The 12,075-nt window shown below is 69.3% G+C and carries 9 protein-coding genes; 5 read left to right on the top strand and 4 right to left on the bottom strand.

Annotation, left to right across the window (positions count from 1 at the left end):
- Positions 1-18 precede the first annotated feature (18 nt).
- From ACODSL_RS06360 to ACODSL_RS06350, 3 genes are all read left to right on the top strand, one after another.
- Positions 19-1,263, top strand: a complete 1,245-nt coding sequence (locus tag ACODSL_RS06360; protein ID WP_488899820.1) for a DUF1688 family protein — start codon at positions 19-21, stop codon at positions 1,261-1,263.
- Entirely contained in the window at positions 1,263-1,901 is a 639-nt protein-coding gene (upp, locus tag ACODSL_RS06355; protein ID WP_488899819.1) for a uracil phosphoribosyltransferase, read from the top strand. The genes ACODSL_RS06360 and upp overlap by 1 nt, the downstream gene beginning before the upstream one ends.
- Positions 1,902-2,091: 190 nt before the next feature.
- Positions 2,092-2,883 carry an enoyl-CoA hydratase/isomerase family protein gene (locus ACODSL_RS06350; RefSeq protein WP_488899818.1) on the top strand — a complete coding sequence of 264 codons (792 nt, stop codon included), beginning with the start codon at positions 2,092-2,094 and terminating at the stop codon, positions 2,881-2,883.
- Positions 2,884-2,923: 40 nt separating this feature from the next.
- On the opposite strand, the gene ACODSL_RS06345 is transcribed toward ACODSL_RS06350, so the two are convergent.
- The gene (locus tag ACODSL_RS06345) at positions 2,924-6,409 is read right to left on the bottom strand and encodes an autotransporter domain-containing protein (RefSeq protein ID WP_488899817.1); all 3,486 of its coding nucleotides are present in this window, start codon (positions 6,407-6,409) and stop codon (positions 2,924-2,926) included.
- Between the two features lie 104 nt (positions 6,410-6,513).
- Here ACODSL_RS06345 and uvrC point away from each other — a divergent pair, with 104 nt between their 5' ends.
- Both uvrC and pgsA read left to right on the top strand, forming a co-directional pair.
- The gene (uvrC, locus tag ACODSL_RS06340; protein WP_488900285.1) at positions 6,514-8,460 is read left to right on the top strand and encodes an excinuclease ABC subunit UvrC; all 1,947 of its coding nucleotides are present in this window, start codon (positions 6,514-6,516) and stop codon (positions 8,458-8,460) included.
- A 165-nt stretch (positions 8,461-8,625) separates the two neighbouring features.
- Positions 8,626-9,255: a CDP-diacylglycerol--glycerol-3-phosphate 3-phosphatidyltransferase gene (gene pgsA / locus ACODSL_RS06335; RefSeq protein ID WP_488899816.1), complete on the top strand. Its 630-nt coding sequence runs from the start codon at positions 8,626-8,628 to the stop codon at positions 9,253-9,255.
- 147 nt (positions 9,256-9,402) lie between these two features.
- Here pgsA and ACODSL_RS06330 read toward each other — a convergent pair whose 3' ends face one another.
- The 3 genes from ACODSL_RS06330 to ACODSL_RS06320 are packed head-to-tail and all read right to left on the bottom strand — an operon-like array spanning position 9,403 to position 12,049.
- Positions 9,403-10,266 carry a pirin family protein gene (locus tag ACODSL_RS06330; protein ID WP_488899815.1) on the bottom strand — a complete coding sequence of 288 codons (864 nt, stop codon included), beginning with the start codon at positions 10,264-10,266 and terminating at the stop codon, positions 9,403-9,405.
- A gap of 12 nt (positions 10,267-10,278) precedes the next feature.
- Positions 10,279-11,571 carry an NHL repeat-containing protein gene (locus tag ACODSL_RS06325; protein ID WP_488899814.1) on the bottom strand — a complete coding sequence of 431 codons (1,293 nt, stop codon included), beginning with the start codon at positions 11,569-11,571 and terminating at the stop codon, positions 10,279-10,281.
- Positions 11,552-12,049 carry an Lrp/AsnC family transcriptional regulator gene (locus ACODSL_RS06320; protein WP_488899813.1) on the bottom strand — a complete coding sequence of 166 codons (498 nt, stop codon included), beginning with the start codon at positions 12,047-12,049 and terminating at the stop codon, positions 11,552-11,554. The genes ACODSL_RS06325 and ACODSL_RS06320 overlap by 20 nt, the downstream gene beginning before the upstream one ends.
- Between the last annotated feature and the right edge of the window lie 26 nt (positions 12,050-12,075).

Raw genomic sequence — 12,075 nt, 5'->3', positions numbered from 1 at the left:
CACGGGCGGTGATCCAGAATGACCGGTTTGGAACACGTTGAGAGGGGTCCTGGGCACAAGGCCCAGGATGACGGCGATGGGGACACCGCCGCCGCCCGCTCTCTCCTCTCCGCCGCCGCCGTCCGCGAGCGGGCGCATGAGATGCTGGCCATCGCCGAGGCCGGCGGCCTCAGCGACTGGCGCGTCGACCTCGCCCGCCTGCCGGCCACCGCCGACATCGTCGCGGGGGTCATCCGCAAACAGTACCCGACGCTCGAAGTCCCTTTCCACGCGCGCTGGCGGCACTTCGTCGTCGGGGGCCGCGACCTGTGGGCCGAGCTGGCGGCCACCGCCGACTGGCCGGATGCGCAAGCCAGGGGCCGCGCGGCGTTCGACCTGGCGATCACCTCGGTGCTGCTCGACGCGGGGGCGGGGCCGTCATGGAAATTCCTCGACGCCCAGACCTGCACGGAGAGCAGCCGCTCCGAAGGCCTTGGCGTCGCCAGCCTGCGACTGTTCCAGTCGGGCGCCCTGTCGGCCGGCGAGGACCGCCTGCGCGCCGACGGCCTCACCGGCCTGACCGCCGCGGCCCTGGCCGACGCCTTTCAGGTCTCCGACCGCAATCCGCTGGTCGGGCTTGACGGCCGCGCGGCCCTGCTGCGTCGCCTCGGCGCGGCGGTCGGCCGGCCCGGCGACCTGTTCGACGTGATGGCCAGCCGCGCGACGGACGGCCGCCTGCCGGCGCCCGTGATCCTCGAGGTGCTGCTGGAGCGCCTCGGCCCGATCTGGGAGAACCGTCTGACCCTCGGCGGCCTGCCGCTCGGCGACACCTGGCGCCATCCCGCGATCAGCCGGGACGACGCCACAGACGGCCTCGTCCCGATCCACAAGCTGTCGCAGTGGCTGGCCTACAGCCTGATCGAACCGCTGGAGGAGGCGGGGATCACCGTCCACAGCCTCGACGGCCTGACCGGCCTCGCCGAATACCGCAACGGCGGCCTGTTCATCGACGACGGCGTGCTGGTCCTCAAGGACCCCGCCGACCTGACCCGCACCCACGCCGTCGGCGATCCGCTGGTGGTCGGCTGGCGGTCGATGACCGTGGCCCTGCTCGACCGCATCGCGCCGCTGGTGCGCGAGCGGCTGGGCGTGGCCGAGGCAGACTTCCCGCTGGCCCGTGTGCTCGAAGGCGGCACCTGGGCCGCCGGACGCGTGCTGGCCCGCGAACGGCGCGACGGCGGCGGCCCGCCCCTGACCATCACCAGCGACGGGACCGTGTTCTGATGCGTGGCTACCCAGGCGTGACGGTGGTCGACCACCCGCTGGTCCAGCACAAGCTGACCCGCATGCGCGACAAGGCGACCTCGACCAAGACCTTCCGCGAGCTGATGCGCGAGATCTCGACCCTGCTCTGCTACGAGGTGACCCGCGATCTGGCCCTCACGGACCGCGCGGTCGAGACGCCGCTCGAGACCACCACCGCCCCCGAGATCGCCGGCAAGAAGCTGGTTTTCGCCCCGATCCTGCGGGCCGGGGAGGGGATGCTGGAGGGCATGCTGACCCTCGTCCCTTCGGCCCGGGTGGCCCATATCGGCCTGTATCGCGACCCCGGCACCCGGGCGGCGGTCGAGTACTATCTCAAGGTCCCCGAGACCATGGCCGAGCGCCAGGTCATCGTCATGAACCCCCTGCTGGCGACCGGCGTCACAGCCCGCGCCGCTGTCGACCGGCTGAAGGAGGAGGGCGCGAAAGACCTGCGCTTCGTCTGCATCCTGACCTGCCCCGAAGGCATCGAGGCGCTGCGCGGCGACCATCCCGACGTCCAGATCTGGACCGCGGGCATTGATCGCACGATCGACGAGCGCGGGTTCATCCTGCCGGGGTTGGGGGATGCGGGGGACAGGTTGTACGGGACGCGCTGACCTTATTCCTCCCCCGGAGGGGGAGGGGGACCATGCGGAGCATGGTGGAGAGGGAGACACTATTGCCGGCAGACTATCGCACCTCCCTCTCCGACCTGGCTCCGCCAGGCCACCTCTCCCTATGGGAGAGGAAAGGCTTGGGCACAGGGCCCTTTGTCATCGAGGCGTCGCGGGGCTATCCCTTCCCCTCATGAACGAAGCCTTCGAAACCCTGCTGGTCGACACCCCTGCCGAGGGCGTCCTCGTCGTCACCCTCAACCGCCCCGCCGCCGGCAATTCGCTGTCCACACAGATGGCCGAGGAACTGCTCGCCCTCTGGACCGACCTGGCGCAGCCCGGCGCGACCCGCGTGATCATCCTCACCGGCGCCGGCGAGAAGATCTTCTGCGCCGGGGCTGACCTGAAGGAGCGCGACGGCATGACCGACGCGCAGTGGAAGGCCCAGCATGTCCTGTTCGAGACCATGCGCGATGCGCTGGTCGCCCTGCCGGTCCCGGTCATCGCGGCCGTCAACGGCGCGGCCTACGGCGGCGGCTTCGAGATCGCGCTGAACTGCGACCTGATCTTCGCCGCCGACAACGCCCGCTTCGCCCTGCCGGAGGTCAAGCTGGGCATCATGCCGGGGCTTGGGGGCGTGCAGAACCTGGTCCGCGCCGCCGGCGAGCGCCGCGCCCGCGAGATTCTGCTGACGGGCGACCCGTTCACCGCCGCTCAGGGGCTTGAGTGGGGCGTGATCAACGCCGTCTGGAATCCCGCCGGCCTGATCCCGGAGGCCGTCGACCTCGCCAGACGCATCGCCGCCAACGCGCCGCTGTCGGTGAGGAACATCCGCCGCGTGGTGCGGGAAACCGCGGTGCTTGCCGGCGCCGACGCGGTGGCGGTCGAACTGGCCGCCTACAACGAGCTCACCCCCACCGAAGACCGCCGCGAAGGCGTGGCGGCCTGGGGCGAGAAGCGGAAGCCTGACTGGAAGGGCCGGTAGGAAACCGGCCCTCGCGCGGTCAGCGCAAGGGCCGTCCGTCTCAGAACCGGAACCGGAACGCGGCGCGGTAGGTCTGGGTGTCGACGTCGGTGCGGCCGACCGTCGTTTCCGCCGTGACCGAGATGCTCATGTTGTCGGTCTCGGCCGTCAGGCCGCCCGCCACCTCGCCCCAGTCACGATCGACGCCGGCCACATCAAAGGCCACGTTCGGCCCGACGCCGCCGACGAAGTTCGCCCCGAAGGGGGCGGGCGCTTCGCCGAACGCGTGGACAAGATGAGCCCGCAGATACGGCTTGAAGGCGGTGTCCTTGCCGGTGATCGACACGCCGAGCCGACCCTCAAGCCCTTTGAGCACGCCACGGTCGATGAGCAGGGCGGGGCCGCCGCCCGTTTCCATGACCGGCTCGAAGTTGATCCGGGTCGCCCGGAGCGAGGCGTCCGGGGTGACCGTGTACCGGGTGTCGATGAGGGTGCGGGCGAAGCCGACTTCGGCGCTCATCGCGACGGCCTTGTCTTCCCCCCGCAGGTTGAAGGTGGATGCGCCAACGACAGCGGTCCGCGCGGTCTGGACGTCCAGCTGGCCGGCGCTGAACTGGCCGTTGACCGACCAGCCGTCGCCCCAGTCCGCACGGCCGTACAGGGTGCCCTGCAGGAGCGTGCCGTCCGCCGTCTGGGGCGGGCCGGCCGTGTCGCCGTTGACGTCGCTGTAGGACAGGGCCACGCCGACCATCTTGCGGTCGTCGATGGCGCTCTCGACGCCCAGCGCGATGAAATAGCCGTCGAAGCTGTCACGTCCGGCCGGAACCGCCGACAACATCGGGGCGCTGTCGCCCTTCAGATAGCCGGCCGCCAGATAGCCGGTCATGGACTCCGGCAAGGCGCCCGGGATCAGGGTGGTCTCGGAAGCATCGTTGACCGTGGCCGCCGCGCCGGAGGCGTCGAACGAGTTGAAGGCCAGCGAAGCCAGCTGGATCGGCTTGCCGATCACCGCCAGCGTCCCGCCGTTGCTGTCGCCGCCGTTCGCCGTACGATCCCGGAAGAAGCTCGACAGCGCGCCGAGCGTGGCCGTGCCGATGGCGTTCTTCAGGGTCTCGGCGCGGGGAGCCAGCCCTTCGAGCGTGCCGCTGATCTGGCCGGCGCTCTGAAGGTCAAGCGGGCCGTAAAGGTCGCTGAAACGGCTGTACCGGGAACGATTCTGGTCGAGCAGCTGGGCGTAGGCCTGCTGGATCGGCGTATTGGCGACGACGCTGGCATAGGACGCGGCGTCCAGCTGCATCTGCACGGAGGTGGCCGTGTAGATCAGCCTCGGCGTCAGGATGGCGCTGATCGGCGCCGGCGTCTGGAACGTGCCGGTGACGCCACCCTCGGCGGTCAGGAAGGTGTAGGTGTCGCCGTAACGGAGCATCGTCCCGGGGGCCGCCCCGAACGCCACCAGGCCGCCGACGTTGGCCTGGCCGTTGAGCGGGGTCACGCCGCTGAACTGGGTGGCCGCGACCGCGATGCGGTCGGAAACGCCATTCGCGCCGATATCGACCAGCAGGGCGCCGCCCGAGGCGAGGATGACATTGCCGCGGAAGGTCAGGGTGCCGATCGTGCCGGCCGTGCCCGCCGAAATGACGCCGGCCATATTGGTGAAGAAGGGCGTGGTGATCACCCCTCGGCCCGTCAGGCCGCCGGTCATCATGAAATAGTCGCCGGGCGTCATCATCGCGCCGTCGACCTGCAGGGTGCCGGTCAGCTGGGTGATGTCGATGTTGCTGGTCAGCGAGCCGGTCGTCGTGATCGTCAGGCCGGCGCCGACGCCCGCCAGCGTCAGCCGGTCGACCGTCGCCGTGGTGTTGAGGGTGGTCGTACCGTTGGCGGACAGCGTCACGTCGAAGTAGCGCGGCGGCGTATTGGTCAGACGGTTGCCGTCGGAGTTGTTGGGCGTGAAGTTGGTCGCGCCGGGAAGACCATTGAGCAGGGTCGCGGGCGGCAACACGCCAGACGGGGTGTCGCTTCCGCCGACGACCTGCGGCGTCGGGTCAGTGGGACCGACACTGGCCTGATCAACGGCGCCAACGGCGTCGACGCCGGAGGCGTCCGTCGCGGAGCCCGCGTCATCGCCCTCGATCGTTCCGCCGTTCAGGGTGCCGGCCGAGACGATCAGGGGGCCGCCGCCGGTGGTGCCGATGGGCCGGGCGTCGATCGTCTCGACGTTGGTCGCCATATCCAGACAGTCGCTGACACCGCCGCTCTGGAAACAGGCCTGGCCGAACTGGCCGGTGTTGCCGGTCTGACCCGCGCCCGGAGAGCCCGGTACGCCGTTCACCAGTTGATTGCCCGGGCCGATGATCTGGTAGTTGGGATCAAGGTTGGTGACCCAGTGACTGGCGTCGGTCCAGTTGGCGTCGCCCGCGAGGGCCGAGACGTAGTGGTAGGGGTTATTGGCCGCGATCCAGTCCCAGTAGAGATAGAGCGGCTGGTAGAACGAGGCGGTGCCATAGCCGTTGGCCGGCTGGCCGTTGAAGAACCGGGTGTAGCCGCCCGACAGGACGCCGATGACGACCTGCTGCGAGAAGGTGGAGTCGAGGATCAGCGGGCCGCCGGAGTCGCCGCTGGCGGTGATGCCTTCCCGGGGCAGGGCGTTGTCGCGCCAGGCGTTGAAGTCGAAGGGGCTCGCCTGCGGCGTGCCGCGCCGGGGGTCATCGAAATCCAGCCAGTAGAGGTTCTGCGGATGGGCCGTGGAGGCGCCGCCGAACAGGAAGTTCTCGAAATGATCGAGCGAGGCGAGGCCGCCGAGGATGTTTTCGGCCAGGCGGCGGCGATAGTCGATGCCGCCGGTCGAGCCGGTGAGGCCCGTCCCGTTGTTGCCGTAGCCGTCGATGACGACGTGATAGCCGGTGCCCGCGGCGGTAACGGTCGGGGCGGGCAGGGCCGAAAACAGCAGGGCCCAGCTCGGAACGCCCCTCGCCACCGTATCAAGCGAGGCCACCGCCACGTCGCCATAGAGGAAGCTGTTGGCGGCCGGTTCGAGCGAGGCGGGGTTGTAGGCCACGTAGTTGGCGTTGAACATGTACCGCGAGGTATTGGTCAGGTACCGGGTGCCGCCGGGCGTGATGCCGTTCAGCCAGCCGCCGAAGGCGCTGGCGCCCGCCGCGTTGTTGTTGTTCGAAAAGCCGAAGCCGATCGGCTGGCCGCCGGTGGCCGACCCATAGGCGTTGGCGGCCCGTTCGTTCACGCAGTGGGCGGCGAAGATCACCGTCCGCGGATTGATCAGGGTGGCCGTGCACAGACCGATGAAGCCGTTCTGCTGGTCGATGATCATCTGACCGACGCCGGTGACGACGACCGGGTCACGCGCTGTGGTCGGCGTTCCGGGGGCCGCGATGACGATCGACGGCGTGGCGACGCCGGGCGTTCCCTCACCGGCGGATTGCGCCTGCGCCGCGCCGGCCATCGCCGCGAGGCAAACGCCCGCGACCGACCCGAACAGTTTCAGGCGTCGCGCACGCGCGCCGATCGCATCAGAACCACGAATGCTCATGAAAAGACTCCCCCGAACCTGAATTCCCTACCGGCAAGGTCGCCCAAACCCCGTCGTCCGGCAAGGGGGCTGGACTACGCGACGCCAGTTCACGCCGTGCGGGAATCCCGGCGGCGGGCCGGAAATCCGGTCCCCACCCTGCTGCCAACACCCCCGCGCCAATCGCCGCCGACTCCCCTATATCTCTCCGCGTGACCACTTCGCCCGACATCCCCCTCACAGGCGCCGCCCTGATCGCCGACCATGCCAGACGGCTGCCGGACGCGCCGGGCGTGTATCGGATGGTCGGTGAGGACGGGGAGGTGCTCTACGTCGGCAAGGCGCGCTCGCTGAAGAAGCGGGTGATCCAGTACGCGCAGGGGCGTTTCCACACCAACCGCATCGCCCACATGGTCGACCTGACCCGGTCGATGGAATTCGTCTCGACGCGCACCGAGACCGACGCACTGCTGCTCGAGATCAACCTGATCAAGCAGATGAAGCCGCGCTTCAACGTGCTGCTGCGCGACGACAAGAGCTTCCCCGAGATCGTCATCCGCCGCGACCACGCCGCGCCGCAGCTGCGCAAGCATCGCGGGGCCCACACCATCAAGGGCGACTATTTCGGCCCGTTCGCCTCGGCCGGGGCGGTCAACCGCACGCTCAACACCCTGCAGAAGGCTTTCCTGCTGCGGTCCTGTTCCGACAGCGTCTACGAGAGCCGCACCCGGCCCTGCATGCTGCATCAGATCCGCCGCTGCGCCGCGCCCTGCACCGGCCTGATCGCGCTGGACGACTACGCGAAGCTGGTCGAGGAGTCCGAGGCCTTCCTGCGCGGCAAGAGCCGGGCGGTGATGCAGCGTCTGTCCGAGCAGATGCAGGCCGCCTCAGACGACCTCGAATTCGAGCGCGCCGCCCGCCTGCGCGACCGAATCCGCGCCCTGTCGTCGGTGGCCCAGGAGACCCAGGTCAATCCCGAGACCGTCGACGAGGCCGACGTGTTCGCCCTGTTCGCCGAGGGCGGTCAGGCCTGCGTCCAGGTGTTCTTCTTCCGCGCCGGCCAGAACTGGGGCAACCGGGCCTACTTCCCGCGCGTCGACAAGAGCGACAGCGACGCGGAGGTGATGAGCGCCTTCCTCGGCCAGTTCTACGACGACCGGCCGATCCCTCGCTCGATCCTGGTCAACGTTCAGCCGTTCGAACACGAGCTGTTCAGCGAAGCCTTCTCGATGAAGGCCAATCGAAAGATCGAGATTCTTCAGCCCAAGCGCGGGGAGAAGAAGGCGCTGGTCGACCAGGCCGTGCTCAACGCCCGCGAGGCGCTGGGCCGCAAGATGGCCGAGAGCTCGGCCCAGGGAAAACTGCTGGTCGGCGTGGCCGAGGCGTTCGGCCTCGATACCCCGCCCGAGCGCATCGAGGTCTACGACAACAGCCACATCCAGGGCACGAACGCTGTCGGCGGCATGGTCGTGGCCGGGCCCGACGGCTTCCAGAAGGCTCAGTACCGCAAGTTCAACATCAAGGGGACCGAGCTGACCCCCGGCGATGACTACGGCATGATGAAGGAGGTGCTGCGCCGCCGCTTCGCCCGCCTGGTCAAGGAAGAGGAGGAGGGCGACGACAGCGCCCGCCCGGACCTCGTGCTGATCGACGGCGGCAAGGGCCAGCTGGACGCGGTGCTGGAAGTGATGGCCGACCTCGGCGTCGACGACATCGCCGTGGTCGGCATCGCCAAGGGCCCCGACCGCGACGCGGGGCTGGAACGGATGTTCATGCCGGGCAAGACGCCCTTCTTGCTCGAGCCGAAATCGCCCGTGCTCTACTACCTGCAACGCCTGCGCGACGAGGCCCACCGCTTCGCCATCGGCACCCATCGCACCAAGCGGTCGATGGAGATGAAGAAGAACCCGCTCGACGAGATCGACGGCGTCGGCCCCGGCCGCAAGCGCGCCCTGCTGCACGCCTTCGGCTCCGCCCGCGAGGTCGGCAAGGCGACGGTCGGCGACCTGATGAAGGTCGACGGTGTGAGTGAGCCGCTGGCGCAGCGGATCCATGATTTCTTCCGGAAGTAGGTAAGGAGGATCCTCCCCCCTCGGGGGAGGTGGCTCGCCTTCGGCGAGCCGGAGGGGGTCACCCGAGATCTGAGCGGACCCCCTCAGTCGGCGCTACGCGCCGACAGCTCCCCCGGTGGGGAGCATCTATTTGGCCCCCACGCCAAAACCCGCTACTCACCTCTCATGAAACACCTGCCCAACATCCTCACCGGCCTGCGGCTGATCCTGACGCTCGTGGTCTTTCTCGCCATGCTGGGGCTGGCCTCGCAGCCGTTCGCCATGTGGGCCGCCGGCAAGGGCGCCGATCCCGCCTCGGTCCAGAGCGCGCTCTACTTCACCACCTTCTGGGGCTTCGTCATCGCGGCGGTGACCGACTTCTTCGACGGCTGGCTGGCCCGTCGGATGAAGGTCGAGAGCACGCTCGGCGCGATCCTCGACCCGATCGCCGACAAGGTGCTGGTCGCCGGGGCGGTCGTCGGCCTGTCGATCCTCGGCTCCTGGATGGTGGCCGCCGCCGGCGGCCTGATCCTGTTCCGCGAGTTCGCCGTCAGCGCCCTGCGCGAGACGCTCGCGCCGAAGGGCCTGAAGCTTCCGGTGACCCTGCTGGCCAAATGGAAGACCACCCTGCAGCTGGTCGCGCTGGCCGCGCAGCTGTTCGTGCCCGGCTGGGGCTTCTGGGACCTTCCGCGCGACATGACCCTGGTGCACCAGGCGATGATGGTCGCCAACGCCGTGCTGTGGCTGGCCGTGGCGGTGACGCTGTGGACGGGAGCCGAGTACGGGCTGGCGGCGCGGAAGGCGCTGAAGGCTTAGTCCCTGCGTCCTTCGAGACGCTCGCTTGAGGCTCGCTCCTCAGGATGACGTAGCTCATGCACGTCATGGTGAGGAGCGCGAAGCGCGTCTCGAACCACCGTCATGCTGAGGAGCGGACCTTCAGGTCCGCGTCTCGAAGCACGCAAGCTACGGCAGCGGAATAAACTCCCCGTCGTCCAGATCCGGCAGTTTCATCCGGCCGGCGCGCCAGTCGGCCTTGGCCTGTTCGATGCGGTCCTTGCTGGACGAGACGAAGTTCCACTCGATGAACCGCTCGCCGACCGGCTCGCCGCCGATCAGGATCACGCTGGCCGCCGTCAGCGCCTTGACCGGCACGGTCTGGCCCGGCTCGAAGATGACCATCTGGCCCTCGCCGATCATCTGGCCGTCGATCTCGACGCTGCCTTTCGCCACGTAGGCCGCCCGTTCCGGATACTCGGCCGGCAGGCTGGCGGTGACGCCCGGCTGCAGCTCCCAGTGCACGTAGAACAGCGGCGAGAACACCGGCACGGTGGCCTTCACGCCGAACGCTGAGCCAGCGACCAGCCGCGCGGTCATGCCGTCGCCCTGGTAGAAGGGCAGGTCCGCGTCACCGGCATGGTGCGAGAAGGCCGGCGCGGTCTCTTCGGCCTCGGTCGGCAGGGCCAGCCAGGTCTGAATGCCGTCCATCCGCCCGCCGTGCTCGCGCAGGCCCTCGAACCGCTCCGAATGGGTGATGCCGCGACCGGCGGTCATCCAGTTGACCTCGCCCGGCCGGATGACGATGTCCGAGCCGACACTGTCGCGGTGGGTCATCTCGCCGTCGAACAGATAGCTCAGCGTCGACAGGCCGATGTGCGGATGCGGTCGCACGTCCACGCTGCGCGGGAAGCCGGGCTGGAAGTCCGCCGGCCCCATGCGGTCGAAGAAGATGAACGGCCCGACCATACGCCGCGCCGCCTGCGGCAGCACCCGCCCCACCTCGAACCCGCCCAGGTCCCGGCGATGCTGGTCAAGGATCAGGTCGATCATGGCAGGACTCCGTCAGGGCAGGGGGACGAACAACAGTCTGGCCGCGCGCGGCGTCGGCTGAACCGGGCGGCCTTCGCCGTCATACCCGGCCCAGCCGCTGGAGCCGATCACAACCACGCCAGATTTGCTCGCCGCGCCGAGGGACAGGTCGTCCAGGTCCGTCCCGCCGGAGGCCAGCACCTCGGCATCCAGCAGGGAGCGACAGTCCCGGCTGAGCCGCAGCCCCAGCACCCGCTGGGGCGTGACACCGTTCTGCGTCGCCAGCAGGGAGACCCCGGCGCCACGGCGCGGGAACGACGACAGGCCGTCCGTTCCCGCCAGCGCCACCCGATCGGTTCCGCCCACCAGCGTGTCCGCGCCGGTCTTCAGATCGATCCGGTGCAGGCCCGTGGTGTAGTCGGCGACGATCATGGCGGCGCCCGGACAGGCGACCATCCCTTGTGGCGAGGCCATCTCCCCGGACGCGACAAACGCCTCCAGCGCCGCGCCGCCCGGCTTGAGCCGATAGATCACGGCCCCGAGGCTGTCGGTGGCGTAGACGGTTCCGTCCGGCGCGAGCATCACGTCGCCCAGTTGATGCGGCTTGCCGTCGTCTGGCGCGGGGTAGCGGCCTAGCACCTTTCCGTCCTTCAGCGACAGTTTCAGCAGGCCCGTTCGCCGCGCGCCGGTGGACCCCGGGATGCCCGGCCCGCTGGATTCGGCGACCCACAGGGCCTTGCCCCGCCGGTCGACCGCCATGCCGAACAGCCCGCCGGCGGCGGCGTCGGGCTCGAAGAAGGGGGCCAGGGATCCGTCTTCAGTCGCCCGGACAATCGTCCGCGCCGTCACCGAGCTGATCAGCCAGCCGTCATCGACCGCGACCACGCCTTCCCATATGTCGCCCGCCTTGCCCGGCTGGATGACCTCGAACGGCTCGCCCTTCGGCGTGGCATTGGCCGCGAGTCGGGCGGCCACGGGGCCAAAGGCGGGCAGGGCGGCCAGCGGTTCGAGCGCTGCATCGCCGACGACGTCGCCGGCAAGGCCGAGGTCGGCGTAGGCCTTCATATGGGCGATGGCTTCGTCGGGCTTGCCGGCGGCAGCCTCGACGCGCGCAAGCCGGACCAGCGAACCCGGCGCGGCGGGATAAAGCGCCAGCGCCGCCTCGAGTTTCGCCTCCGCGCCCGCGAGATCGCCGGCCTTCACCGCGGCGCCGGCTTCGGCCCGCAGGCGCTGGTACTGCGCCAACCGGCCCTCAGGCGCGGCGGCGGCGATCAGGAGAAGGACGGCCAGAGCCGCCCCGAGCGCCTTACCCGTGCGGGCTGACATAGGGGCTGACCATCCCGAGCGGCACGGCGGTGGTGTTCTTGACGCCGCGGATGACGATGCGGCTCTCGATGTTCGACACCAGGCCGAGGCTGAGGATCTTGTCGCGCAGGAAATCGTCGAAGGCGTGCATGTCGCGGGTGACGATGCGCAGCTCGTAGTCGGCGGCGCCGGTGACGGTGGCGCACTGCACCACCTCGGCCCATTTCACGACATTGCCCTCGAACTGTTCGAGGTTCTCCTTGGTCGGCAGGCTGAGTTTCACGGTGCAATAGACCTCGAAGCCGAGGCCCAGTTGTTCGCGGTCGAGGATGGTCACGCGACGCTGGATGATGCCGGCGTCCTCGAGGCGTTTGATGCGCCGCCAGCACGGGCTGGAGGACAGGCCGACCCGCTCGGCGATCTCGGCGACCGACAGGCTGGCGTCGTGCTGGATCAGATCGAGAATCTTTGCGTCAACCGCGTCTAGCTGCTCGGCCAAACCTTTTTCCCCCAATATGCCATTCC

This window comes from Caulobacter sp. FG121, from assembly GCF_057809815.1.
The sequence above is the reverse complement of the archived record's forward strand: the minus strand, read 5'-3'. Positions and strand labels throughout refer to the sequence as shown.